The following is a 26,676-nucleotide window of genomic DNA, read 5'->3' on the forward strand; positions in this document are numbered from 1 at the left end:
TTCACTGACCTCCCTTGCCGCTCGGCATTCCGCCACCGCCTGGCATTCCGCCTCCGCTTGGCATTTGCATTTCCCCGCCGCTTGGCATTCCGCCTCCGCCCCTCATTCCATTGAAGCCGCTGCCTGTCCGGTTTTCATTGGAGATCGTTATCGGTAACGAAACCTCCTGTCCCTCTTCCAGCCCAGAAGTTATTTCAATATACCTATCATTACTGATTCCAGTCTCGACCAACGTCTTTGAACTGGCTACCGCATCCGTTGCACCAGCCTCCTGGACACTGACATATTTCTGATCACCATCCATTTGGACTGCTTCAATTGGAACATATAAGGCATCTTTCGCACGATTCGTCAAAATGCTCACCTCGGTCGACATCCCAATTTTAATATCGCGAGGCTTATCGATTTGAATCGTGACATCGAATGAAGAGACGCCATTTTCATACGTACCCTCCCTTGATACACTGGTCACCTTCCCCGTGAACGTTTCATCTTCGAAGGCGCTCGCTTTTATCTCGACCGTTTGTCCTTTTTTGACGCTTGGAATATCCAATTCATCCACACTGACCGTTGTTTTCAATTTTTTATAATCCGTAACATGTGCCACCACATCACTGCCTGATATTCTGTCGCCCGCCTCTACATCCAACGTGGTTACCGTACCATCGAATGGGGCCGTTACCGGGTCACTTCCATCCGTGAAGGTAATGAGCTCATCACCCTTTTCAACCAATTCATTTTTCCCTACAAGCACCTCATCCACCTCGGCTGCGGCCGAGGAAGTGACGTCCTCACTATTGATTGCAGCAACAGAACCCGAACCACTTATCTCGACTTCAAGGTCTCCCTTTTCAACCTGGGCCGTCACCGACTTAGCCACAGCTGGCTCCGCTTTTTCCTTCATGAAAAACCAAAACGAACCCCCAATGGCTAGCACCAATACCGCGCTTAGCATCATCCACTTTTTCATCATTTTTCTCCCTTCAGATTTCCTTTGCTGAAAGAAGTATCGCTAACGAAGCTTAATTTTTCCTTAAGGGTCGTTTTATCGTAATGGAATAATCCGGCCTTTTTCACCGATATTCCGGCCATTGGCCGACTTTTTCCGGTCTTTGATGTCGAATGAAAAAGGGACGATTTGTAAATTTTGAATTTACAATATATTCAGATAAATATATACTAAAGGCTGGTACCACAAAAATTGGAAATCTACACCAAATTCGAATGAATGAAGGGGGAACCACTTTGGCAACAAACGATTCCATTGCAAAACAAGCGGAAGTAAGCGCTTCCGCAGACTACAGCAAAATCGTCCAAACCCATTCTTTTCAAGAGCTGCTGAGGAAAAAACGCAATTTCATCGTCCCGCTATCCATCTTTTTCATGGTCTTTTATTTCACCTTACCCATCCTTACTTCCTATTCGAAAGTTCTTAACTCCAATGCATTCGGGGACATCAGCTGGGCATGGGTCTTTGCTTTTGCCCAATTCATCATGACCTGGACCTTGTGCATCCTTTATTCCAGAAAAGCGGCCCGTTTTGACGAATTGGTTGAAAAAATCGTTAAAGAAGCGAAAGGATAAGGGTGAAATAATCATGAATATGCTCGCATTTATACTATTTTTACTCATCGTCGGCTTAACATTGGTGATTACCTATTTTGCTTCTCGGCGCACAAAAACGACCGCCGACTTTTATACGGCGGACAGCAGCCTGTCTGGTTGGCAGAACGGCTGGGCGATTGCAGGCGATTATATGTCTGCCGCCTCTTTTCTCGGGATCGCGGGGATGGTCGCACTGTCCGGTTTTGATGGTTTTTTCTATAGCATAGGATTTCTTGTCGCTTACCTGGTCGTTCTTTATATCGTGGCCGAACCGTTGCGTAACCTTGGGAAATATACGCTGGCGGATATGATTGCTGCCCGCTTCAATGAAAAGAAGGTGCGCGGGGTCGCTGCCCTTAACACCATATCCATATCCACTTTTTATATGATCGCCCAACTTGTCGGTGCAGGTGCCCTTATAAAACTCTTACTCGGAATCGATTATCTGTACTCCGTTATCATCGTAGGCATTTTAATGACCGTTTATGTAGTATTCGGCGGGATGACGGCCACCAGCTGGGTCCAGATCGTCAAAGCCGTATTATTGATGGCAGGTACGTTCATCATCTCGCTGATCGTGTTGGCTAAATTCGACTTTAGTGTGATCGAGATGTTCAAGCAAATGAAAACAGCAACCCCTTTAGGGGGCGATTTCCTCAATCCGGGGAATAAATTCAAGGATCCATTGGATACCCTTTCCCTTAATTTGGCTCTCGTCCTCGGTACAGCGGGACTGCCTCACATTCTCATCCGATTCTTTACGGTAAAAGACGCCATCACTGCCAGGAAGTCCGTCGTTTATGCCACATGGATCATCGGAATCTTTTATATCATGACCATTTTCCTTGGATTTGGAGCCGCGGCCTTTGTTGGTTATGACAAAATCATCGCGGCGAATGCTGCCGGCAATATGGCGGCTCCGCTGCTTGCCGATGCCATCGGAGGCGACTTCCTGTTCGCCTTCGTGTCTGCAGTTGCCTTCGCTACCATCTTGGCGGTTGTGGCCGGACTCGTTCTATCGGCTGCCTCTGCCTTTGCCCATGATTTTTATGGCCATATCATTCGCAAAGGCCAGGCCACGGACAAAGAACAAGTCGTTGCGGCTCGCTGGGCATCAATCGGGGTGTCGGTCCTTTCCATCATCCTTGCCTTGTTTGCCCAAAACATGAATGTCGCTTTCCTTGTATCCCTTGCCTTTGCAGTCGCTGCCAGTGCCAACCTGCCCATCATCATCTTCACGGTATTCTGGAAACGCTTTAACACCGCCGGCGCTGTTACGGGGATGGTCGTCGGGCTGGCCAGTTCCTTGATTCTTGTTTTCCTTAGCCCCAATGTCTGGTCACCCATCGAGGGAGCCGCCATATTCGTAGGCGACCCAGTATTCCCGCTTGCCAATCCAGGCATCGTTTCGATTCCGATCGGCTTCATCGCCGCCATCGCCGGAACATTGCTGTCAAGCAAGAAAGCCGATGCCAAAAAATATGACGAGATCCTGGTGACGGCCAACACGGGAATGAAAGATCCTCTGTAAGTGCGAATCTTATTTTAAAATATTAAAAAGAGAAAGGAGCTCAACTCTCCTTTCTCTTTTTTGCCTACCTTCTTAATCTCATCTTTCTTCTATTGTACTTGATTACCAGTTGGTTCATCACTTCCGCAAAGATCAGTCCCATCGCTATGGCTCCCGCCAGCATGAAAACCTTAGCGGCCAATTGAACCGCTACATAAAAGTCATTCACGACAAAATGCTTCATGGCATTATAAGACAGGCCGCCCGGCACGAGGGGAATGATTCCCGATACATTGAATATGGTGATCGGTGTTTTAAACCTTTTAGCAAAATATTGACTGATGACCGCTACGACAAAGGCAGAGGCAAGAGTCGCTATGATGCTGTCTATCTCATTTTCAACCAAGAAATAATATAAGATCCATCCGATCATCCCTACACAGCCACACTGGAACAATGAACTTTTCGGTACATTAAAGATGACTCCAAAGGCGGCAGAGGCAATGAAACTTGTTATAAGCTGTGCTAACATCCTTTCTCCTCCCCAAAACTCATAAGAAAACAAACGCAGCCGATATTCCTGCCCCGATCGCTAAAGCAGTCAAACCTGCGTCGGCTCCCTTGGATAGACCCGAAACTAAATGGCCTGCGATTAAATCCCTGGCTGCATTCGTAATTAACAGCCCTGGAACAAGCGGCATCACCGCACCAATGATGATCGTATCCAAGTGACTTCCTACGCCAATGTACACAAAGAATATGGCCGCCAAGCCCACCACTAATGAGGCAATGAATTCAGCGAAAAAACGAACCTCCAGTAACCTATGTAAATAAAGCAGACAGGAAAAGCCCATGCCACCCGCTATACAGGACCAGATGAAGTCATTCCATTGTCCTTGGAACATGATCAAGAAACATCCGCTCGCTATGAAGGCAGCAAAGATCTGGCCCCAAAGGGGATAACCCATTCCCGCCCTTTCAATTTCCTTTAACCGTAAAAAAGCCTCCGCTGGTGTCATTTCCTTGCTCGAAATGCTCCGGGAAATGCTATTGACCAAGGTTACCTTGTGTAAATCCGTAGATCGCGTGGAAACCCGGATCAATTTGGAAGCCGGGTGCATGCCATCCAAGGAAAAAATGATTCCCGTAGGGGTCGAGAAGCTGTGTGAATCCCCACATCCAAACGCTGCAGCAATCCTGACCATCGTATCTTCCACACGTGAGGTTTCCGCCCCGTTCTGGAGCATGATTTTCCCCGCAAGTAAACAAACATCTATAATTTCATTGTATGGCAACTGTTCATCCATTTTATCCTCTCCATCACTTTCCCTGTAAGTTTCTCTCATTCTAAGAATCACGAACTTACCAGCTTAAATCCACCTCATAATAGCCCAATTCCCGTGAAAAGGATATAAAAATGTTCCTGCAGGACTTGCATTAGTTCCAGTATTCCCTTTATTGCATGCTGAAATCACTTAAATTGTTGAAATTGAGAGCTTCCGGAAGCAATGGAAACAAATCTCTCTTACAAAGGTTCAGTTTGGATAATTGTAGTAAAATAAAGATGGGTTTAAGTGGACTCATTTTCCGCATTCCATCTATTTACTACTATTAATTTCTCTTTTTTTACTTGTTAATCAAGATTTTTTGAAAGTGATAAGCTTTTATACAGTAAGTATATACATATCCTTCAAGCATTGGCTTCGATTTCAAAGGAGGGAAATATGGAAATTCTAATTGGAATGGCTCTTATACTAATCGTATTTTTTTCTTCAAATATCATTGAAAAAAGATTAAAGAATATAGAAAAACAAAATAGCCGTGTAATAGAGATCTTAGAAGAAATTAGAGATAAGGAATAGTACGGTTTTCATTAATCCAGCTGACTGAATCCTCCCCTTTCTCCTCCTTATAACAGGCGAAAAAACCTGTTCTTTAGACCAAGAAAATAGAAAATAAAAATTTATTTTTAAAAATAGTGATCCAAACCCATCCCTCTCCCCGTTTATTAGGTGTAAAGAAAAACGGAGTGAAACATTATGAATGAGGAGAGTGGATAAAATGAGATTGAGTAAAAAATTTATTATTCCTGTATTAGGTGCTTCACTACTAATGCCAACGATGGCCAACGTAAGTGCTGCAGAAATGAAACCAACGGCGGTGACACCGGCAGCCGATTTACGGGCTGACCTGGACTACTTATTATCTGAGCACTTCACATTGGCAGTAGCAGCAATGACAACGGCTTACGAAGGCTCTAAAGATGCAGACGAAGCATTCAAGGCCCTGGATCAAAATGCAGTCGATATGGAACCAGCCATTGCCTCCATTTATGGAGAGAAAGGCGCAGCTGAATTTGAGAGAATCTTCCGGGAGCATAACAACTATACAGATGATTTTGTGAAAGCGACAAAGGATAATGATGAAGCTGCCATGGCTGAAGTAGATAAAGAAGTGGAACAATTCGTAAACGAATTTGCCAAGTTTTTAAGTACAGCGACTGAAGGTAAACTACCTGAAGCTGCAGCCAAAGAAGCGCTTCGCATGCATGAAGACCAAGTAAAAGAAACATTTGAAGACTACGTAGAAGGCGATTATGAAGGTGCTGCCAAAACATATCGTGAAGGCTTCCAACATATGTTCGACATCAGTAAAGCGTTATCCACTTCCATTGTAACGCAAATGCCGGATAAATTTGAAAATTCAAAAGCGGACACACCTGCCGCTGATTTACGGTCTACATTGAATAGTTTGGCAGCTGAACACTTTGCTTTAGCAACAATGGGCATGCAAAAAGGCTTCGAAGGGGCAAAGGACTATGATTATATTGGATGGTCTGAAAATGCCAATACAGCTGATTTCAAAGCAGCGATCGGTTCCGTATATGGTGATGAAGGTGCCGCCCAATTCGAAAAAATCTGGCAGGGAGATCACATCAATGCCCAAGCTGAATTCGTAAGTGCACAAATAAAAGACGATAAAGCAGGCGAACAGGCCGCAAAAGATAAGCTCCATAAATTTGCACAAGAGTTTGGTACATTCCTAGGTCGTGCAACAGGAGAGAATCTGCCAACTTTGGCAGCTCAAGAAGCGGTTAAAGCGCATGAAGATACTGTCATCAAAACGTTTGAACAATATGTAGCGGGCGACTATGCTGGAAGCTATGACACATACCGTGAAGGGTACAAATTAATGTTTGGTGTCGGTCAAGCGCTTGGCGATGCGATTGTAAAGCAAAACCCAGACAAGTTTGCCGGAACGGCGATGCCATCCGATATGCCTAAAACGGGCATGGGCGGTGCTTCCGAACAAACAACGAACCCACTAACGGTCATTTGGACAGCGTTAGGTTCATTAGCCGCGTTAATGGCAATAGTGGTCGTACGTAAAAGAAAACTGTCTAAATAAGAAATACCAAATTTTCCTTACCCTATATAATAATGAAAAAAAGAGAGTGTAATCTCTCTTTTTTTTTCAAATTGAGTGATTGAAATGAGGTCATGATATGAATAAACTAATTCATTTCGCTTGTTTTATCTTAATAGCCATTATTCTAGTAAGTGGAACGATTTATGTGAAACAATTAATGGTTCAAGCATCAGAAACGAAAGAGCAGGATATGAAACAAGTTAAAGAAATACAAAAGGAAAATTTAAAAAACCGCGTCACACTTGCAGAAGAATTCACGGTATTAAAGGAGCATAAGACAGAAAAAAAACCGCTCAATAAAAAATTCACTGGCATTATCCCAACGAATATAGCCATTCCTTCCATTGATGTGAATGCTTCAATCGAGCAAGTCGGTTTATTGGAAACAGGGCAAATGGATGCCCCTTCCACTGAAGACGGTGTCGCTTGGTTTGAACCCGGGTCAAAACCAGGGGTGAAAGGGAATGCAGTATTGGCAGGGCATGTAGACAGCAAGACAGGACCCGCCATTTTTTATCATTTGAAAGACCTCGAAAAAGGCGATGAAATTACGGTTAAGGACAAACAAGGAACAAAACTCACATTTGTGGTGAAAAAGAAACAAAGCTACCCACGGGACAAAGCCCCTCTTAACGAAATCTTCGGATATAGCAAAGGGCGCCATTTGAACTTAATTACATGCACAGGCACCTTCGACCGATCAAAAGGCACGCATCAGGAACGATTGGTCGTATATGCAGAATTAAAGGAAGAAGAAGCGATGCAGCTTGAAAATGAAGCGAAGCTGCCAGATGCACCAACGAACGTAAAAATAAGCGGTGATTTGTTATCCTGGTATGCCGTACGAGAAGGAAATATTATTGGCTACCGGATATACAAAAAAGTGCCTGGAGGGACATTCATGCACATTGGAAGCATCTCGGAGTACGAACGTAAAAGTTATGTAGATAAAAATGCCTCAAAAGCTCATTATTATGTAACAGCCGTTAATGAATATGGGCAGGAATCCGCTCCATCCAGCATTGCCGAATGATAAAGGCCCACTGTTAAAAGTGAACTTTAGCTACCACTTTCAAGGATCGTATTCGGCATTGAACCGGACCGGTCCTTTTACTTTTGCCTTCCACTGTAATCAGCTCCTGATCGTTACGGAAGGTGCGAAAATCCCGCTTAGCGATACGCTTCCTTTCGCACCCCCGAATTTCTTAGCCATCGGAAACGGGAAAATGCTTATCCTCCAGCCCTTCCCATTCCTTTTTGAATAAAGTCATCGACGGTTTTGTTAAACAAATCGCTTTCTTCCAAAAAAGGACAATGGCAGCTATCTTCGAAGATTACGAGTTGGGAATCCGGGATATGTTCATGCAAATGCTCCCCTGCAGCAACAGGAATCACTTTTTCCTCCCTTCCAAAACAAAGAAGCGTGGGAACGGTAATTTGGGGCAGGAATTCACGATAATCAACAATTGATTGGTCGAATAGAATGCTGCTGGCAATGGATTCAGGCATTCTCGTTACTTCCCCGAGCATCCAATTTGCATCCTCCGCGGATAATTCGTTTTTAAACATGGAGGATAGGAAGGTTTGTAAAAAAGGCGTGCGATTCGTTTGGATCTCCGTCATGAAGGCGATCAATGTGCCAATGTCAAAAGCACCAATATCAAAGTCAGGCCATTTAAAATCAGAAGCCAGCTCATCGACGATCACGGTTGAATGGACATTCCCCCCGCCGAATTGCTTCAGGTAATCCCAGACAACAAAAGCCCCCATCGACCAGCCGACAAGGATGACATCCTTCAATCCCCGTTCAGTAATGAACGCATGGAGATCCTTTGCATATACGGAAACCGTATTTCCGTAATGAACTTGGTTTGATTTTCCATGACTTCTTAAATCAAGCAATATCGTGCGATAATTTTGGGAGAAGTAGGGAAGTTGCTTTGTAAAGAAGCGACTGCTCATCCATACTCCATGGATAAAAATGATTGGCCGGCCCTGCCCCTTTTCTTCATAAAATAGCCGGACACCCTCTTCCACATCAAAAAATGTCATATTACTCCTCCTTACCCACGCTTTTCATCCATTCTTCTTATTATGTATTGCGTTTCGGCTTTTAACATTCCTTCCTTTAAAAATATATTGTCAAACCTTCATCTAAAGTTGATAATGAAGTATATTTTTATTGATTATCTTCATCCTGAAAGGACGGATTTTTTCATGAAGAGCTTTTTTAAAAACTATCGATCCTCATTGATCCTACTCACTGCCATCATTATCGGTGGGATAGCAGGCGTCGTTTTCGGTGAGAAAACCTCGGTCATCCAACCGCTGGGAGATTTATTCCTAAATCTGATGTTCACGATCATCGTTCCCTTGGTATTTTTCAGCATCGCTTCGGCCATTGCCAATATGAGTGGAATGAACCGCCTCGGAAAAATCATGGGCAGCATCGTGATCGTTTTCCTGACGACAGCCGCATTGGCTGCCGTGATTGGATTCATTGGGACAACCATCATCAACCCTTTGGAGGGCACAGATACGACAGCCATCAAAGAATTGATGGAAAACAGTTCCCCTGAGGAAAAGGTTGAAGATGTTTCTTTCTTCAGTCAACTGGTCAACACTGTAACCGTATCCGATTTTCCCGAACTGTTCTCCAGGAGCAATATGCTCCAGCTTATCGTTTTCTCGGTATTAATTGGACTTTCGACTGCACTTGTCGGCGAGAAGGCTAGACCGATCACCGAATTTTTAACAGCTGGAACGGCTGTCATGATGAAGGTCGTGAAGATCGTCATGTACTATGCACCCATTGGACTTGGCGCTTATTTTGCGACGATCATCGGACAGCTCGGGCCGCAGATTTTGGAGGGCTATGCCCGTACCTTCGTTCTTTATCTCGTCTTAGCTTTAATTTATTATTTTGGCTTCTTCACTTTGTATGCCTTTATCGCAGGTGGGAAGGATGGCGTTAAATTATTTTGGAAAAATGCCTTGGCGCCATCAATTACAGCCATCGCTACGTGCTCCAGTGCCGCGTGCATTCCAGTCAATCTGGAATCAGTCAAGAAAATGGGCGTGCCAAAGGATATTGCGGAAACGGTCATTCCACTCGGAGCCAACACTCATAAGGATGGGTCCGTATTTGGCGGAATTCTGAAAATCGTATTCCTATTCAGCTTATTCGGTAAGGATATGACCAGCATTTCAAGCATATTGAGCATCCTTGCCGTTGCCTTTTTGGTTGGTGCTGTCATGGGTGCCATTCCTGGAGGAGGGATGATCGGGGAAATGCTGATTCTCAGCGTATTCGGCTTCCCGGTTGAAGTTTTGCCGATCATTGCCGTTATATCGACGATAATCGATGCACCTGCTACACTGTTGAACTCAACAGGAAACACAGTTTGTGCCATGCTCGTGTCACGGCTCGTCGAGGGCAAGAACTGGTTAAAGCAAGCTTTCATTAAAGAAGAATCGGCCTTATGATCGAATGGACGCCTGGTTTTCCAGGCGTCTTTTTTTTGGAGCAAGGTGTTCCATGCCGATGCATAGAATGTAACTGTAAAGGAGGGATTCCGATGTTAACGAAGTGGTTGCCTGCGGCGATCCTTATTACGGGACTAGCCTATATATTCGTCATACCTGAAGAGCCATTGCTTCTGAAAATCAGCTGTAAAGTGATTCCGATGTTATTGATTTTGCTTTATGCGAGCAAAAAAGGAGGACGAGGGAATCGATATCAAATTCCGATCCTCCTTGGACTATTCTTTTGCCTGATTGGAGATGGCTTGTTGATTTGGTTTCTTATCGGCCTTTCCGCCTTCTTGATCGGCCACCTTTTCTATATTGCGGCCTTCCTGAAATCATGGAACTTTTCCTGGCTTCGATTCGCAACGATTCTGCCGATTGCCGCTTACTCGACCGTGATTTGTCGGCAAATTATCCTTTCCTTGATAGAAACGGGTGAAAATGGCCTCATCATCCCTGTAATCGGTTATGTGACGGTCATTTCGCTCATGGGCTGGACGGCGATGATGACCAGAAATGCCGTTGCAATCATCGGCGGGATGCTGTTTGTGATTTCCGATTCCATCCTAGCTTGGAACAAATTCATCGACGTCATTGCCTTCTCTGGTCCACTGATCATGCTTACCTATTATGCCGCCCAGTTTTTCATCGCTGCCAGCATTCGCAAAGACCCTTCTTTCGGTTTTGCGAACGGACTGAAAAATGAAACGCCCAGCACATGACAGGATGATGTTGATTCCGTTCCACATGAAACAATGAAGAAAGGCAATCACCGCTCTAAATGAGCGGTGATTGCCCTTTTTTTCAACCCATGATTTTCTTGATGAAGACCACTTTTAAATAGTTGCCTTCCTTATATTCCCGACTTGTCTTGAAATCAGCCGGCAATGAGAATTGCTCGACGATTTCATACTTCCCGTTACATTCCCTGAAGGCTGCATCGATGAAGCTCTTGAACTTTTTCATGTCGAACGTGCTGCAATTAGTCGAAGCGATGATGAACCCGTCGTCTTCAGTAATTGCAATGGTGTCCTTCAATAGATTCGTATAGTCTTTGCCAGCGCTGAACGTAAACTTCTTCGATTTGGCAAAACTCGGCGGATCGAGGATGACCAAGTCGAATTTCAACTCTTTCTTCACTGCATATTTAAAATACTTGAATACATCCATCACCACGATGTTCTGTGTTTCAGGATCTATTCCGTTCACGCCGAACTGTTCGATCGTCTTCGGTAAACTCCGATTCGCAAGATCGACGCTTGTTGTTTTAATCGCACCGCCCAAAGCGGCAAACACGGAAAATGCCCCCGTGTAGGAGAACATATTCAGCACCGTTTTTCCTTTTGCGTATTCATCGCGGATTTTCCGTCTGACATCGCGCTGATCGAGGAAGACACCGACCATCGCGCCATCATTCAAATAAACGGCGAACTGGACTCCATTTTCCTTAACAAGAAGGGGAAATTCCGGTTGTTCACCCATGACGAAATCATCTTCATCGACATACTGCCCCTTCGTATCAAAGCGTTTCTTTTGATAAATCGATTTGACCTCGACCGTATCCTGCAATGCCTTGATAATGGTGTCTTTAAACGAATAAATCCCTTTGCTATACCAGCTGATGACATAGTGACCGTCATAATGATCGATGATTAAACCACCAATTCCATCGCCCTCTCCATTAAACAATCGGAAAGCGGTCGTCTCGGGATCGTCATAATACGGTTTACGGAATTCAACGGCCGCGCCGATTTTTCCATTAAAGAAGGTTTTGTCGATTTTTTCATTTTCGCTTTTGGTCAATACCCAGCCGTAGCCCTTATTTTGTTTCCCGTAATATCCCTTTGCCAGGAATCGCTTATTCTCATCGACCAGACGTACTAGAGACCCCTCTTCCTGGAGGTCATCGAGATTGGCGATCGACTCTTTAGCGATCAACGGAAAGCCCTTGCCGATTTTGCTTGCAAACTTAGCTTTCACTTTTATATCTATTTCTTTTCCCATCCTTATCATCCTATCTATGCAAATGCTTTCCTTTCCATTTTACCCTAATCGCTTTATAAATAAAAACCAGCCCGTAACACGGGCTGGCTTCACGAAAATCCTTGCTCATGATACCTCTAAATGCAGGTCGCCCGGTTTCACTTTACCCATCATTTTCAATACTCGATGCAGGACAAGGGTGATCACGGCTGGCAAGACCATGCCGACTGCGACATAAACCAAGAACGTATACAATCCTTGCCCGGTAATGATGGCAATCGGGGCAATCATTGAGCTTAACCCCATCCCTCCAAGCTCATACGGCACCTGAAAATCAAATGCCATGGTAGCGATCGGGGCGCAAATGATTGCCGCAATGAAAGGCGGGACGACATATAATGGCTTTTTGATTAAATTAGGAAACTGGACTTTTGGCGTAACGACCATCTGGGCCAGGAACCCGCCCATATCATTATCTTTATAAGACATGACAGTGAATCCGACAAACTGTACGGTACATCCGATTAAAGCTGCCGCACTGGAAACGGGATCTAATTGCAGGGCGATCGCAAGCGCCGCGGATGACGCCGGGGTCATCAATAAAATGCTCCATACCAAAGCGATGACCATGGAGCCGATTAAAGGCGACCCACCGACGGCAGCGGTAATTTGACCGCTTAACCATGTTAGGAATGGCGTCGTGACTAGAGCCAAGCCATATCCAGCCACTCCGCCGACTAGAACCGCCCCCAATGGGATGGCCATGATATCCAACTTTGTTTTGCCGATTAGCCGCTTACCTACATACGTTGCCACTACTGCTGCCAGGACGGCACTTAACGGCTGCCCCGTAGCGATCGTGAACGCCCCCTCGGCCGTTCTGTGAATTGCAGCGCCGCCAACGGCACTAGAAGCCATGGCACTAAAAATAATTAACGAATTCCCGCCAAGCTGATACGCGATGCCAGCCCCCAGCGCAGGCGCAAGCAAGACCTTTGCGGCTCCGCCTATGGCAAGGAAGACCTCCCACCCTAAATACCCGCCTACCGATTCGAACAATAACCCGATCCCTAATGTAACCAATACGGCGTTAGCTATTCCTGTTGAGGCTTTGTACATTCGCTCGTTGATATATGCTTTCCTGCTCACTATATTCACTCCTTATCATTTATCTGAATTTACCTTATAAATAAAAACAACAATATCAATTGTGATCAATGATTCACAACTCACTGGCTACTTTCCGTATAATAACATGAATTTTCAGACAATGTAAGATGTATTTATATACTAATAAAATAAAAACGCTTACAATTGTATGATTTTCGTAGGGTTTTAACCAAGTAATATCATGATTTGTATTATTCTAGTATATGTTCTATGTGTATTTTTTCACTTTAAGCTCCATCTTTCATATCAAAACAGGTAATAATCGATCTAATATTCAGATTGTTCGTTGCGATTTTTAGGTATATCATGAAAGAATCACCCAAAGGCAGATCGTTTCATTCATTCATTTATACTATCAGATGTCCCAATTACCGATAAGGAGAGCGAAATCAATGACAACTTCACTAACAGTCGATCATGAAGAATTACAGGCAGCAAAAGAATATGTAAGGCACGTATACGCACAGGTTAAGGAGCGTAATCCACATGAAAGTGAATTCCATCAAGCGGTCAAAGAAATATTCCTTTCACTTGTCCCCGTATTTGCAAAACACCCCATATATATGAAAAATGGAATATTACAAAGATTGGTCGAACCCGAAAGAATGATCAACTTCCGCGTTTCCTGGGTCGATGACCTAGGCAATGTCCAAGTCAATCGTGGTTTTCGTGTTCAATTCAACAGTGCAATCGGTCCATTCAAAGGCGGTCTGCGCTTCCACCCCACAGTCAATTCAAGTATCATAAAGTTCCTTGGTTTCGAGCAAATCTTTAAAAACTCTCTTACAGGCCAGCCGATTGGAGGAGGAAAAGGCGGGTCGGACTTCGATCCGAAAGGCAAATCAGATTCGGAAATCATGCGCTTTTGCCAAAGCTTCATGTCGGAACTCGGTCGCTATATTGGGCCGGACACAGACATACCAGCTGGAGATATCGGGGTCGGCGCCAGGGAAATCGGTTATCTTTTTGGTCAATATAAAAAGATGCAAGGCAGCTACCATGCTGGAGTTTTAACCGGAAAAGGATTAAGCTACGGCGGAAGCTTGGCCCGTACCGAAGCGACTGGTTATGGGACGGTTTACTTCGTCGAGGAGATGCTTAAGGACAAAGGCTTACAATTCCATGGCAGCACGGTTGTCGTTTCCGGATCTGGAAATGTCTCCATTTATGCAATGGAAAAAGCTGCACAACTGGGAGCTAAGGTTGTTGCTTGCAGTGATTCCAATGGCTACATCTATGATGAAAATGGCCTGGACCTTGATACGATTAGACATTTAAAAGAAGTGGGCCGAAAAAGGTTGAGTGAGTATGTCCATGCACATCCGGAAGCTGAATACAATGAAGGCAGCTACGGCATTTGGTCCGTACCTTGTGATATCGCCCTTCCTTGTGCCACACAAAATGAAATTGATGAAGAAGCGGCAAAGCTATTGATCAAAAATAATGTGAAAGCAGTCGGTGAAGGTGCCAACATGCCTTCAACGCTTGAGGCAATTGATGTATTCCTTAATAATGGCATTCTTTTTGGGCCTGCAAAAGCGGCAAATGCAGGCGGAGTAGCTGTGTCTGCCCTTGAAATGGCTCAAAACAGTGCCAGGATGCCTTGGACGTTTGAAGAAGTCGATACAAAATTACACGGCATCATGAAAAACATCTATAAAAACAGTATAGAAGCCGCAGAAGAATACGGTGAGCCTGGTAACTTGGTTGTTGGTGCCAATATTGCTGGATTCCTTAAAGTGGCGGATGCCATGCTTACTCAAGGGGTACTCTAGCTTTAAGCTAAATCATGAAGCGGTCCTGCACATGGGCCGCTTTACTTTTGCAATATAATGTCCGTCTTTTCACCGCGCCCGCTCATTCTCCCCACATAGGAATGTACATTCACATCATATAGCCCTTATGAAATTACTAAGCGTTAGTAGGCCCAGCGGCATCTGAAAGACACGTATGCAGCGTTTCCGAGACGCAGAAAACCTCTCAAAAATAGAGCGCCGGATTAGCTCCGGCACTCTCAAAATTTGTTTTTTTATTTTTTCGTGACTAATTTCAGCGGTACGGAAATGGTCTCGTCCACTTTGTCGCCTTTCAAGATCTTTTCCGCTGCATTAACCGCCTCTTCGCCGATAAGGGCAGGTTGCTGGGCAATTGTCGCTTGTAGTTCACCGTTCTCGACTGCCTTCAATGCATCATCATTGCCATCGAAGCCAACCACGATGATATCTTTGCCTGCTGCCTTGATCGCTTCAATGGCACCTAATGCCATTTCATCATTATGAGCGAATACCGCTTGGATATCTTTATTGCCTTGCAGGATATTTTCCATTACGTTAAGGCCTTTTGTCCGGTCGAATTCTGCCGTCTGGCTTGTCACGACATCCAATTGCTTGTCCGCAAGATTATGGAAGCCTTTTCCGCGTTCGCGAGTTGCTGACGCTCCTGATACACCTTCAAGCTCCACTACCTTTGCTTTTTCGCCAAGCTCCTTGACTAGGTATTCCGCGGCCATTTCCCCACCAGCGACATTATCGGAGGCGATGAATGTTTCGATATCGCCTTCATCGGATGAGCGGTCTATCGTAATGACAGGAATGCCAGCTTCATTTGCAGATTGAACGGCTGAAGATATTGCCGCTGAGTCTGTTGGATTTACAAGAAGGACATCCACCTTTTGCAGGATTAAATCCTCAATTCCGCTGATTTGTTTAGCCGTATCATCCTGGGCATCAACAACAGTGACTTTCATGCCTTTTTCTTTTGCCTCTTTTTCAACCCCATCTTTTAATGAAACGAAGAAAGGATTGTTTAAAGTTGAAATGCTGACACCGATCTTCAATCCTTTTACAGAGTCTTTCTTTTCTTTTTTATCATCTTTCAGACCCGAATCCATTGAGCATGCAGCCAAGACCATTAATGATAGGATCATGATGATCGATACGATTTTTTTCATAAATTACACCCCTGCTTATGATTTTTTACGGTCAAGTAAGACCGCGATTAATATAACTGCACCTTTCACCACTTGCTGGTAGAAAGAGGATACACCAAGTAAATTCATTCCGTTATTCAAGGTACCGATGATCAGGACCCCCACGAGCGTGCCGAACAATCGGCCTTTACCGCCTGATAGGCTTGTCCCGCCGAGCACCACGGCTGCGATGGCATCCATTTCATAGGATTGCCCCGCCGTTGGCTGTGCCGAATTCAGACGCGAGGTCAAGATCGCACCGGCAATGGCTGCCATCGTACCTGCCAGCCCATATATGGCCACCTTCACGCGATCGACTTTGATCCCGGAAATACGGGAAGCCTTTTCATTTCCGCCAATGGCATACGTTTTGCGGCCAAATGATGTTTTGTGAAGCAGGAACCATAGGATGAAAAACGCGATGATCATCACGACCGCCGGTACCGGCAAGCCTAGGAAGTACCCTCTCCCAAGCATTTGGAACGCGACCGAGTCACCAATACCCGTGATCGGCTTCCCGTCCGTATAGACGAGCGTCAGGCCTCGGAAAATCGTCATCGTAGCCAATGTAACGATGAAAGGAGCCATTTTACCTTTTGATACGAGAATTCCATTGATTACACCCATAATTGCACCAAGTAATATACCTACCAATATGGCAAGGATCGGGTCCATTCCCGAAACCATCATGCCAGCCATAAGCGCGCTGGACAGTGCCAGAATCGAACCGACGGACAAGTCGATGCCGCCTGTCAGTATGATGAAGGTCATCCCGAATGCAATAAGTGCATTGATGGAGGTTTGACGCAATAGATTCAAAATATTGTTCGGTTCCATGAATGATGGATTTAATACGGTTATTACGATAAATAATAGAACCAAGGCGAGTAACGGCCCGAATTTTTGCCAGATCCCGCTTTTTCCTGTAGCCTCAAGTTTCATCCTAGTTCCCCCCTGTCGCCAATGCCATGATTTTTTCTTGTGTCGCTTCCTGCTTTAATAATTCTCCAGCAATTGCACCTTCGTGCACTACAAGGATCCTATCACTCATCCCCACGATTTCCGGAAGCTCAGACGAAACCATGATGATGGCGATTCCCCGCTCCGTCAGTTCATTCATCAATTCATAAATTTCACGTTTTGCGCCAACATCGATCCCCCTCGTAGGCTCATCCATAATTAAAACCTTCGGGGAGGTGCCGATCCATTTCGCGATGACCACTTTTTGCTGATTGCCCCCGGATAGGTTGCCGATGATCGTTTCCGCAGAGGAAGTCTTCACGTGAAGCCGTTTGATCATCATATCTGCAAAATTTCTCTCATCGTCCGTTTTTACGAGTCCGCTTGGTGCAAAGCTCTTCAAATTCGGCAAACCGATATTTTCCCTTACTGAAAAGTCGAGGATCAGCCCCTCTTCTTTACGGTTTTCCGTAATGAAAGCCAAACCGTGCCGCACTGCATCCGTCGGTTTTCGAATGGAAACCCTCTTGCCCTCAACGGTAATCTCCCCGCGATCTATTTGGTCGACACCGAAAAGGGCGCGCATGATTTCCGTTCTGCCTGCTCCCATCAATCCGGCTACACCTACTATCTCGCCTTGCCGGACTGCGAAATTGATATTTTCAAACATCCCTTTTTTCGTCAATCCTTTTACATCAAGGACTACCTCGCCAAGCTTTGCATCACGATGGGGGAACCGATCCTCCAGCTCCCGTCCGACCATTTTTTGTACGACTTCATCGAAATTCGTATCGACGATTCTTTTCGTATCGACGGTTTTACCATCACGCATAACGGTGATCCGGTCACAAATGGCGAATATTTCTTCCATCCGATGCGAGATATAAACAAGTGATACACCCTTTTGGGTTAAGCCCTTCATCACTTCAAATAGCTTTTCGATTTCCCTATCGGTTAACGCAGCGGTCGGTTCATCCATGATGATGACTTCGGCCTCCGTCATCAGCGCCTTGGCAATTTCGATCATTTGCTGTTCACCTACGGAACAAAGGCCGGCTTCCTTATCGAAGGGAAGGGAAATATTAAGTGTTTTAAAAACTTCTTTTGCACGCGCTTTCATTTGTTTCGTCTTTAGGACGCCTAACTTATTTACCAGTTCCTTGCCGATAAATAAGTTCTCCAGCACGGTCATTTCCGGCCAAATATTCAATTCCTGACGGATAAAGGCCATCCCCGCTTCTTCTGCTTCCTTGGAATCCTTGAATGAGGTTTCATTGCCGTTAATCACGATCGTTCCTTGATCCTGCTTATGAAGACCAGTCAAAATGTTCATCAAGGTTGATTTCCCTGCTCCATTTTCCCCCATGAGCGCGTGTACCTCTCCAGCCTCCAACGAAAAATGAACGCCCTCCAATACCTTGTTTTGACCGAATGCCTTATATATGTCGTTCATTTCGATTTGCATGGCTCTTCACCTCTTTCTTTAAAAGAATACTCCAGACTGCAGAATGCAATTCGAATACGGCGTCGTCTCCCCCGTCCGAATGACGGCTTTCGCTTTACTTGACAGCTTCTTGAAATCTTCGTGTGAAACATATTCGATCGCTTCGCCGAACTGCTGCACCATATATTGATGCTGGCCTGGATTTTTCTCTATCACCTCAGTGGCGGCGATGACCTTTTCAATGACCATATCTTCGTGAACGGCACGCACGACAGCTTGGAACGATGGGGTTCCAGGCGTCAAGGCTAAGTCTATCTTGATGACTCCCGGCGGCACCGGCAGACCGGCGTCACCTACAACTATATAATCCGTATGACCAAGGTCGGCAAGGACCTTGGCTATCGAACTATTGATGATTCCTTGCCTCTTCATGCTTCAAGGCCCCTTTCGACTTCCGCCCTAACCGGCATGCCGCCTTGGGCCCCCAACTTCGTCACGGAAATGGACGCTGCCCGGTTGGCGAAAATCAAACATTCATCATAGCTTTTGCCTTCTGCAACGGCCACCGCAAAGGCAGCATTGAATGTATCGCCTGCACCTGTCGTATCCACCGCTTCCACTACAAAGCTAGGAACGACCCTTTCTTCATGGCCGTCAAAATATCGGACACCATTTTTTCCTTCCGTAATGAATAATTTATTGGGATGCTCCGTCAGGACTTCCGCTCGATCTCTCCCATTGAAAAGTATTTCGAACTCATGTTCATTAGGCGTCAGGAATGCTGCCTGTTGAATCACATCCTCACTTAGCTTGCGGGCGGGAGCGGGGTTCAATAGCAGTCTTTTTTGGAGCTTTTTGCACAGCTCAGCCAGGTATTCGACCGTTTCCTCGGGTATTTCCTGCTGGACCATGACGATGTCCGCTTCCTCGATGGCTTTTTGCGCCTTTTGGACATAATCGGGAGTAATGAAATCATTTGCCCCTTTCACGACAATAATGCTGTTATCGCCTTCCGAAAGGATGATATGTGCCGTACCTGAGGCAGAACCTGTAACCGGTTCCACATACTCCGTATTTACACCATTCTTTTTCAGGTTTTCTAAAATGATTTCCCCATAAAAATCATCTCCTACACATCCAATCATCGATACTTCCGCACCAAGGCGGGCTGCTGCCACTGCCTGATTCGCTCCCTTTCCACCCGGGACCGTGATAAAGGATTCTCCTAAAACCGTTTCCCCTGCTTTTGGACGCTTTGCTGATGTCACCACCAGATCCATCGATGAACTTCCCACTACTGCCAATTTGATCACGGCTTTTCCACCTTTCTTCTCGTTGTTTGTCTTTCCACAAAAGAAACAGGCAGCTTCTTATGTGTTTCTTCTATTTTTTCCTGATTGATTTTCCTAATCAACATTTCCGCAGCTTGCGCCCCCATCTCATAGGCAGGCTGGCGAATGGTCGATAACGGCGGGTGCAATAAGGCCGTGAAGGCGATATCATCATAGCCGATCAATTGAATCTCCTCCGGAATCCGGATTCCCCGTTTCAAGATTTCCTGAAGGGCCGCAGCTGCGACAATATCATTACAAGCGATGATTCCATCCGTTTCTGGATATTGCTCGAATAGCTGCCGCACACATACTTGTCCTCCTTGTAGAGTGAGGGACGAGTCCATGACCTGTACATTCACTTTCGCCTGTGTCAATTCCTCCATTGCAGCCGTGTACCGTTCATATACAGGCTTTATTTCCACGGGTCCCCTGATCAGGACGATATTTGTACTGCCCCTATCGAGCAATACCCGTGCTGCCAACCTGCCGCCCGTCTTTTGGTCGGAATAAACGGCTGGCAAGTTCTCTGCCGTCCGATCGAGAAGGACGACTGGAATTTCCAGATTGTCAAAATTTTCATTGGCTTCTTCGCTTGTCGAAGCAATGATGCCCACTACATTATTCTGTAGAAAGGTGTCGATATATTCTATTTCCTTATCTCTCTTCTCATCGCTATTTCCGAATATCAGCCGATAGCCAAATTGCTGCAAGTAATCCTCGACACCCCTTGCCATTTCCGGGAAGAAAGGATTCGTAATGTCCGGTAAGATCAAGCCCACCAATTTGGATTTACGGTTATAGAGGGACCTTGCCACTTCATTCGGTTTATAATTCAGCTTTTCAACAGCCGCCATGACGACCTTCTTTGTGTCTTCATGTGCGTACCCGCTGCCATTCATGACTCTAGAAACCGTTGCCACGGAAACGCCTGCTTCCTTTGCAACCTCCCGAATAGTTGCCACTATATCCACCTCAATAATTTTCTGTAACCGTTTACACAAATAGCTTATCACCAATCTATCTGCACGGCAAGCTTTATTGTTAAGATATTTTTTAGGTAATCGGAACCATATCGCAGGACTAACTCAAAAGATGGTGATCATCAGGCACGTCATGTTTGAACGATTCTTCTTCTATCAATAAGCAGAACAAGACTATCACCCTCTGCCGAAAAATAACAAAATAAAATGCTGGCTCAATGAAATTGAGCCAGCTTAGCAACAATTAAATGGATTTGGCAGGTAGCTTTTCGTACAGAGCATTATTGACATATCCGTACTCTGATGCGTGCGGTCGATCTTCACCATCACTGTATCCATATTGAAGCATCCTGTTCCTGTTTAAACAGAGCTTTGTTAATTTCGGGGCGAAGAAATTGAATAGGTCGAAACGGTCCTGCAGCTGCGGGAACTTTTGCTGATGTGCAAGGATCGCTTTCGTGACGCCTTCCCAGAAGCGATTCTCATTCAATAATTTCCTTTTCATCAGGAGCGTGGACAAATAACGGAAGTGACAAATGAAGAGTCCCGTGAAAATGAATTGAACAAGTCCTTCAGGCGGCTCGCACCTTAAAACCTTTTTTAGATCATCAGGAAGTTCGCTCAATTCAGGAAGCGGCTGATCACTTATATTGACGTCATCGACAAAATCCTTGATTGCCAGCCTATGCGGCTTGTAATCCTTCAATACTAAAATCGTATTTTGGCCATGTGGCGAAAAAACGACACCATATTGATAAATGAAATGCAATAACGGAGAAAGGATGACTTCGAATAGTTGGTCCGTCCATTCTGCAGCGGTTACCCCTGATTTTTCGATCAGACTTTCCACATACGGCTTGCCTTCTTGGTCCACATGCAGGAGCGACGCTAACGTAATCGGCTTCTCGCCTTCCTCCATATAACTGTAAATGCTTTCCCGCCAAATGCCGCCCAGCATCTCTAAATATTGATAGGGTACATTTTTCAACCTGGAGAAATAGGGATGATCGACATTCAGACTGGCGATTTCACCGGGAAGCACCACTTTGCATTCTTCTTTTAAATAACGATCATTGTCGTAAATATTCTTAATATACTCCGTGATCTTTGGTGCAATGACCGTACGTTCTGCTGGCAATCCGCGATAGACGAGCGTATTCAATATGCTCATTGGCAGCTTGACGTGGTGCTTATTCTTATTGGACAGATTAACGAAGGTCCGAATCGACTGCTGCGGCAGATACTCATCAGGGCCATTACCTAATGCCACGATCAGCCCCTTGGCCAAATCATCGGTGAAATTCTGGATGATGACATTCTTCCATTGCCATTCATGAATCGGCAGGTAATAATAGTCTTTCTCTTCTAAGCCCTTCTCTGCCAATCTATCGGAAAAATCCTTTCGGGTTTCCATATCCAGTTCATTTTCCATCAATTGTTTGTAGTCCAAGGTTTTGATTGAATTGAAAGCGGCTCTTGTTTTATGGACGGCAATCCATGATAGCTGGATTTTCTCCTGGTTTTCCGGAGCAAACTTCAAATAATCATCATAACCGAATCCAATTCTCCCCTTATTATAAGCGATCCAAGGGTGCCCGCTCATTTCTCCCTCAAGCCATGCATAGTCCAGCTCGACCAACTCATCAGCGCTTTGTCCTGGTTTGGCTAGCAATTGCAGGTCGGCCAGCAATGTATGATTGAATTCTTTAATCAAATGGCCGGTTGTTTCTGCCGTCATTCCAATTAGCGGCTGAAGATCCAAAATGAATTGAATCGCATCATCCGCTTGTGTAGCTTCTCCAGTTGCGGTTTCATAGACTGAAATCGAATCAGCCTGGACTTCATAGCTATCGAATAGGCGCGGCCTCGCTAAAAATCGATACGATAGATCTTCATTTATTTTCAGCTCATATAAGTTTCCTGCTGCATCTTCGATCAAGAGAACTGGATGGATCATATCCTCATACATATATTCGGAAATCATTTTGGCGAGCAGGTTTCGGTTTACGATCGACCAATTTTTTTTCGTAGCCGCCTTTTCCACTTCATTTATGAATTGCATACACTGACTCCCCTTCACTCTATTTAATGGGCCGTGACCGGCGTTTTTACACGGAATGATTGAAAAGCTCCTCTTGGTTCAGCTGGATATACGTCCCTGCCCGCTATTCGGTTAATGATAATCGAATTCCTGAAAGCCCCCAGCCCTAAGTCCGGTGTACCTACACCATGCGTATGTATCTCTCCGTTTTGAATGAAAAGGTGATTGGAAGTCGGGACAGTCGTACCAATCCGGTAGTCCTTGGTTATGTCCAGACGGCCAAGCTCATCTCGGACAAGAAGGTCTTCCATTCCTTCAAGAAAGGTCGGGACGGTTGATTTATACCCTGTTCCGAATACGATCGCCTCAGTATCCACATTAAAATCGCTTTCTTCGACCCATTGATGACATTTCAATGTCCATCCACGATCGGAAGGTTTTAATGCTGACACTTCCGTCATGGCCCTAAGTTCAATGGCAAGTTCGGCATTTCCAATCGATTTCTCATATATTTTGTCGAAGATCGATGCAATCGTCGTCGCACTGATCCCCTTATACAAGAGGTCCTGCTTCGGCAGGATTTCATCCTTCTTCTCCTGGGGCAGACGATAAAAGAAATCGAGATAATCCGGCGTGAAGTATTCCAAACCTAGTTTTGAATATTCCATTGGGAAAAACCCTTTTGACCTTGTATACCAGTTCAGCTGGTACCCATGATTCTCTTGCTCATTCAACAGATCCTCGAACACCTCGGCTGCACTCTGGCCCGAACCGACCACCGTTATCGATTTTTTATTCAGGATCCTTTCCTTATTCCGCAAATAATCGGCAGAATGCAAGATGCTTTCTCCTATGAATGGACTAAATGCAGCAGGCACCGCCGGGGCACTTCCGATACCCAGTACCACATGACGGCTATGAAACACCTCTACCTGCCGGGTTTGTTCATCCCTTACGTGTATACGGTAAACGGGCTCTTTTTGATCGTTTCTATACTCTATCGATTCCACCGTTTTTCCAAAGCAGCAGGTATCGAGCTGATTGGCAGTCCAGCGACAATAGTCGTTATATTCTTTCCGCGGGATCAGGAACTTTTCAAGAAAGTAGAAATGATAAAGCCTGTCATGCTGCTGTAAATAATTCAAGTAGCTATATTTACTTGTCACATCCGCCATGCTGACCAGATCAGCGAAGAACGGGACTTGCAGCGTCGTCCCCTCAAGCAGCATCCCTTCATGCCAATTAAACTCCTGCTTCCTTTCAAAAAAGAGAGCATTCAGTTCTGGAGTTTTCTCCAATAGGGCGGCTAGCCCAAGATTGAAAGGACCGATCCCGATCCCGATCACATCATAGGTAAATCGTTGCTTCTCCATATTTCCACTTCCTTTCGAAGTTCTCACGCGTGCAAGCCATAAGCAAACCGGTCTTATCTGGAAGTTCAATTTCTTTCATTGGTGTGAACCCGCATTTTTCAAACAGATGAATCATCTTTTCATTTCTAATATCCGGTTCGGCCATCACCTTTTTGGTATGGGAAGTGAGGAGTTGGTATTTCACCATCGACCGTAAAAATGGCAAAGCCAGTCCTTTTCCGAGGTATCCAGGATTGCCAATGAGCAAATGAATTCCCTGGTCACCCTCCTCGGCCTCATAATAGTCTTCAATGATATCGCCTTTTACCCAATACGACTCCCAATAGCTCATTGGTGTTTCATCGAGGCAGCCTAAATAGAGTGTTTGATGTGAATCAGCCAATGCCTTTTGTAAATGGAGCGCAAATTTTTCCTTAGTGAAATTCAAATTCCAATAGGGTATCACATGTTCTTCGTGCATCCAACCATGCAACATATCGATATCCCGATCAAATTCAACTTTGACAAATGATAGTAATTGTTTATGGTCTTTCAACATTTCTTCATAACTATTTTTCATTGACAGCCAAGACCCCTTGCGCAAATGGATTATCGATGATCGTATAGACGGATTGTGTCTCAAGTGAGCCTACAAGCTCGTCCAAGTCATGAAAACGTGTCAGTAAATTCGCTTTACAAGGCAGTTTTCTTTCTTGGAGCAGCCTGGAAACAACTCGATTCAGCCCTTCATCATCGCTCATTGCGTTGATCGATTCCAATTGTTCCTGAACGATTTGCAATAGTTCCTTTTCGGATGCCAATCCCTCTGTACCGAAATTATTGATCAATCCCAATAAATGATTGAAGAAAAAATAGTATTGCAGTCTTTCTTCAGCAACTTCATCGGAACATATGGTGAAGCTTTTTTTGCTAAGCTCGGGAAGGATGCTAAACAAGCGGTCCACCTTGGATTGGCAATAATAATATCCTTGGTTATCACGGTAATGGAATGTGGAAGGGTACCCGTTTTGAAGCTGGATGATGGAATTTTGCTGATGGGCCTCCAGGACGATTCCATATTTTTCAAATAACCAAAGCATTGGTTTTACGGTCATGGACAGATAACTAGTGAACCAATCGATGCTCACCTCTTCTGTCGGCCGGTTTTCATCTATGGCCAATTTATGGATGATGGCTGAGAGCCTGGAAGGTGCTCCAAAGGCATTATCCTGGCAAAGGCCGGCAATCAGACTGGTTTGTTTATCGTCTTCAAAGAAAGGATTTTCTCTTATATCTACATCGAAGCCTGAGTCATGTTCTTCTGTTTTAATCGTTAAGTACGCAGGGTCCTTTATGACACGGAAGGCCGGATGGTGTTGTTTGAGATCACCGCCCAATTTCGAATCCATCAGTCTAGCTATTTCCACACCGCGATCCAATTCTTTTTGCAGATTCGCTCGTAATGAATTCGTGATCTTGACCGGCACTGAAAACTTATACATATACCGGGATGAGGCACTATAGACCGTCCTGAATGAAGAAGTTGCGGTAAACTTTTTCCCAAGCGGACCTGCATGGATAAGCTGACCCGACTCGATTAATCGCCTGACCTCATCTTTTTCGACAAGATGCTCTGCCTGAAGCGGATGTGCCGGTATAATGATAGATTGGCTATCTTCATGGCAATACTTGTCACGGAATTCTTCAGGAATTTCCACGTCTGCCATTAATTCACTTTTTATGATTTCACTTGCAGACAGGGCTTCGCTGGAGTCCTGGATGACGATCGCGGGATCGGCCAAAAAGTAATGCAGCTGGAACTCGCCTTTTAATTCAGGTGAATAGATCGTTTCATCCCGTTCTGAAATGCCTTGCTTACTTTTTGGAGTAGGATGGAGCAGATGACCGAATAAAAGCGACTGTTCTGCCTCAATATATGTAAAATCACAGCTTTGAAGGGCGTCATGGTCTTCAAACCGGGCTTCGACATAGCGCTGAATATTTTGGCTGCTGAGGATGACGCGCAGCATCAGCTCATCTTCGCTATCCGTCCTTCCCTGTTCAGTCAATAATTCTTTGGATATCGCGGAAACCATTGTCACGTAGTCCAATTCGTGTACCTGTTTGGATGATGTTCGGTAATAGGCCGGGAAGGCGAAAATATGGCGCCCCGTTTCCGACCAATACTTAATGGGAACAAGCAAGGCAATATCTTGGGATGTAAGATTGCAAACGATTAAAGAATCGGGAACCGTTCCCTCCAATTCAGGATAGTTCTTCGATTCTTCCAATCTGCCATTCCCGGTTTCCCTGAAATAACAATTCAGAAAGCTTTGCATCGTCGCCCTTTGGGCTATTTGCTTACTATTCAT

25 protein-coding genes are annotated in these 26,676 nt (G+C 45.1%); 9 read left to right on the forward strand and 16 right to left on the reverse strand.

The features are described from left to right. Nucleotide 1: 1 nt before the first annotated feature. Nucleotides 2-973, reverse strand: a complete 972-nt coding sequence (locus AS888_RS06705) for an HlyD family efflux transporter periplasmic adaptor subunit (protein ID WP_061141391.1) — start codon at nucleotides 971-973, stop codon at nucleotides 2-4. Between the two features lie 272 nt (nucleotides 974-1,245). Here AS888_RS06705 and AS888_RS06710 point away from each other — a divergent pair, with 272 nt between their 5' ends. Beyond that, nucleotides 1,246-1,584, forward strand: coding sequence for a DUF485 domain-containing protein (locus AS888_RS06710; RefSeq protein WP_061141392.1), 339 nt, complete (start codon nucleotides 1,246-1,248; stop codon nucleotides 1,582-1,584). A 13-nt stretch (nucleotides 1,585-1,597) separates the two neighbouring features. Next, nucleotides 1,598-3,136: a solute symporter family protein gene (locus tag AS888_RS06715; protein ID WP_061141393.1), complete on the forward strand. Its 1,539-nt coding sequence runs from the start codon at nucleotides 1,598-1,600 to the stop codon at nucleotides 3,134-3,136. Between the two features lie 64 nt (nucleotides 3,137-3,200). Here AS888_RS06715 and AS888_RS06720 read toward each other — a convergent pair whose 3' ends face one another. Both AS888_RS06720 and AS888_RS06725 read right to left on the reverse strand, forming a co-directional pair. Beyond that, on the reverse strand, nucleotides 3,201-3,647 hold the full coding sequence (locus tag AS888_RS06720; protein ID WP_061141394.1) for a threonine/serine exporter family protein: 447 nt from the start codon (nucleotides 3,645-3,647) through the stop codon (nucleotides 3,201-3,203). A gap of 19 nt (nucleotides 3,648-3,666) precedes the next feature. Further along, on the reverse strand, nucleotides 3,667-4,422 hold the full coding sequence (locus AS888_RS06725) for a threonine/serine exporter family protein (RefSeq protein ID WP_061141816.1): 756 nt from the start codon (nucleotides 4,420-4,422) through the stop codon (nucleotides 3,667-3,669). A gap of 417 nt (nucleotides 4,423-4,839) precedes the next feature. On the opposite strand from AS888_RS06725, the gene AS888_RS26100 reads away from it, so the two are divergent. From AS888_RS26100 to AS888_RS26340, 4 genes are all read left to right on the forward strand, one after another. Next, the gene (locus AS888_RS26100) at nucleotides 4,840-4,977 is read left to right on the forward strand and encodes a hypothetical protein (RefSeq protein WP_185113042.1); all 138 of its coding nucleotides are present in this window, start codon (nucleotides 4,840-4,842) and stop codon (nucleotides 4,975-4,977) included. A 199-nt stretch (nucleotides 4,978-5,176) separates the two neighbouring features. Continuing rightward, nucleotides 5,177-6,523, forward strand: a complete 1,347-nt coding sequence (locus AS888_RS06730) for a hypothetical protein (RefSeq protein ID WP_061141395.1) — start codon at nucleotides 5,177-5,179, stop codon at nucleotides 6,521-6,523. A gap of 97 nt (nucleotides 6,524-6,620) precedes the next feature. Next, on the forward strand, nucleotides 6,621-7,577 hold the full coding sequence (locus AS888_RS06735; RefSeq protein WP_061141396.1) for a class F sortase: 957 nt from the start codon (nucleotides 6,621-6,623) through the stop codon (nucleotides 7,575-7,577). After that, nucleotides 7,567-7,809, forward strand: coding sequence for a hypothetical protein (locus AS888_RS26340; protein ID WP_061141397.1), 243 nt, complete (start codon nucleotides 7,567-7,569; stop codon nucleotides 7,807-7,809). The genes AS888_RS06735 and AS888_RS26340 overlap by 11 nt, the downstream gene beginning before the upstream one ends. On the opposite strand, the gene AS888_RS06745 is transcribed toward AS888_RS26340, so the two are convergent. Beyond that, complete coding sequence (locus tag AS888_RS06745) at nucleotides 7,775-8,596, reverse strand: alpha/beta fold hydrolase (protein ID WP_061141398.1); 822 nt, start codon at nucleotides 8,594-8,596, stop codon at nucleotides 7,775-7,777. The two genes, AS888_RS26340 and AS888_RS06745, sit on opposite strands and share 35 nt — an antisense overlap. A 165-nt stretch (nucleotides 8,597-8,761) precedes the next feature. On the opposite strand from AS888_RS06745, the gene AS888_RS06750 reads away from it, so the two are divergent. Next, nucleotides 8,762-10,030, forward strand: coding sequence for a dicarboxylate/amino acid:cation symporter (locus tag AS888_RS06750; RefSeq protein ID WP_061141817.1), 1,269 nt, complete (start codon nucleotides 8,762-8,764; stop codon nucleotides 10,028-10,030). A 92-nt stretch (nucleotides 10,031-10,122) separates the two neighbouring features. Continuing rightward, nucleotides 10,123-10,794 carry a lysoplasmalogenase gene (locus AS888_RS06755; protein ID WP_061141399.1) on the forward strand — a complete coding sequence of 224 codons (672 nt, stop codon included), beginning with the start codon at nucleotides 10,123-10,125 and terminating at the stop codon, nucleotides 10,792-10,794. Between the two features lie 82 nt (nucleotides 10,795-10,876). Here the strand turns inward: AS888_RS06755 and AS888_RS06760 are convergent, their stop codons facing one another. Together AS888_RS06760 and AS888_RS06765 are read right to left on the reverse strand one after the other, a co-directional pair. After that, nucleotides 10,877-12,076: a class I SAM-dependent rRNA methyltransferase gene (locus AS888_RS06760; RefSeq protein ID WP_061141400.1), complete on the reverse strand. Its 1,200-nt coding sequence runs from the start codon at nucleotides 12,074-12,076 to the stop codon at nucleotides 10,877-10,879. A gap of 105 nt (nucleotides 12,077-12,181) precedes the next feature. Beyond that, the gene (locus tag AS888_RS06765) at nucleotides 12,182-13,174 is read right to left on the reverse strand and encodes a PTS sugar transporter subunit IIC (protein WP_061141818.1); all 993 of its coding nucleotides are present in this window, start codon (nucleotides 13,172-13,174) and stop codon (nucleotides 12,182-12,184) included. Between the two features lie 443 nt (nucleotides 13,175-13,617). Here AS888_RS06765 and gdhA point away from each other — a divergent pair, with 443 nt between their 5' ends. Continuing rightward, nucleotides 13,618-15,000 (forward strand): NADP-specific glutamate dehydrogenase, encoded by a 1,383-nt coding sequence (gene gdhA / locus AS888_RS06770; protein WP_061141401.1) that lies wholly within the window; start codon nucleotides 13,618-13,620, stop codon nucleotides 14,998-15,000. Nucleotides 15,001-15,254: 254 nt separating this feature from the next. Here the strand turns inward: gdhA and rbsB are convergent, their stop codons facing one another. The 10 genes from rbsB to AS888_RS06820 all read right to left on the reverse strand — a co-directional run bounded on the left by rbsB (nucleotide 15,255) and on the right by AS888_RS06820 (nucleotide 26,676). Then, entirely contained in the window at nucleotides 15,255-16,175 is a 921-nt protein-coding gene (rbsB, locus tag AS888_RS06775) for a ribose ABC transporter substrate-binding protein RbsB (protein ID WP_061141402.1), read from the reverse strand. A 15-nt stretch (nucleotides 16,176-16,190) separates the two neighbouring features. Continuing rightward, nucleotides 16,191-17,135: an ABC transporter permease gene (locus tag AS888_RS06780; RefSeq protein ID WP_061141403.1), complete on the reverse strand. Its 945-nt coding sequence runs from the start codon at nucleotides 17,133-17,135 to the stop codon at nucleotides 16,191-16,193. Between the two features lies 1 nt (nucleotide 17,136). Further along, nucleotides 17,137-18,618, reverse strand: coding sequence for a sugar ABC transporter ATP-binding protein (locus tag AS888_RS06785; protein WP_061141404.1), 1,482 nt, complete (start codon nucleotides 18,616-18,618; stop codon nucleotides 17,137-17,139). Between the two features lie 18 nt (nucleotides 18,619-18,636). Beyond that, nucleotides 18,637-19,029: a D-ribose pyranase gene (gene rbsD, locus AS888_RS06790; RefSeq protein ID WP_061141405.1), complete on the reverse strand. Its 393-nt coding sequence runs from the start codon at nucleotides 19,027-19,029 to the stop codon at nucleotides 18,637-18,639. After that, nucleotides 19,026-19,910: a ribokinase gene (gene rbsK, locus AS888_RS06795; RefSeq protein WP_061141406.1), complete on the reverse strand. Its 885-nt coding sequence runs from the start codon at nucleotides 19,908-19,910 to the stop codon at nucleotides 19,026-19,028. The genes rbsD and rbsK overlap by 4 nt, the downstream gene beginning before the upstream one ends. Continuing rightward, nucleotides 19,907-20,893 (reverse strand): LacI family DNA-binding transcriptional regulator, encoded by a 987-nt coding sequence (locus AS888_RS06800; RefSeq protein WP_061141407.1) that lies wholly within the window; start codon nucleotides 20,891-20,893, stop codon nucleotides 19,907-19,909. Before AS888_RS06800 ends, rbsK begins: the two co-directional genes overlap by 4 nt. A 262-nt stretch (nucleotides 20,894-21,155) precedes the next feature. Beyond that, nucleotides 21,156-22,973 (reverse strand): IucA/IucC family protein, encoded by a 1,818-nt coding sequence (locus AS888_RS06805; RefSeq protein ID WP_061141408.1) that lies wholly within the window; start codon nucleotides 22,971-22,973, stop codon nucleotides 21,156-21,158. Nucleotides 22,974-22,996: 23 nt separating this feature from the next. Next, nucleotides 22,997-24,325: a lysine N(6)-hydroxylase/L-ornithine N(5)-oxygenase family protein gene (locus AS888_RS06810; protein ID WP_061141409.1), complete on the reverse strand. Its 1,329-nt coding sequence runs from the start codon at nucleotides 24,323-24,325 to the stop codon at nucleotides 22,997-22,999. Then, nucleotides 24,300-24,884 (reverse strand): GNAT family N-acetyltransferase, encoded by a 585-nt coding sequence (locus tag AS888_RS06815; protein WP_061141410.1) that lies wholly within the window; start codon nucleotides 24,882-24,884, stop codon nucleotides 24,300-24,302. The genes AS888_RS06810 and AS888_RS06815 overlap by 26 nt, the downstream gene beginning before the upstream one ends. After that, nucleotides 24,874-26,676, reverse strand: coding sequence for an IucA/IucC family protein (locus tag AS888_RS06820; protein WP_061141411.1), 1,803 nt, complete (start codon nucleotides 26,674-26,676; stop codon nucleotides 24,874-24,876). The genes AS888_RS06815 and AS888_RS06820 overlap by 11 nt, the downstream gene beginning before the upstream one ends.

This window comes from Peribacillus simplex (genome assembly GCF_001542915.1).
In the GTDB taxonomy this organism is placed as follows: Bacteria; Bacillota; Bacilli; order Bacillales; family DSM-1321; genus Peribacillus; species Peribacillus simplex_B.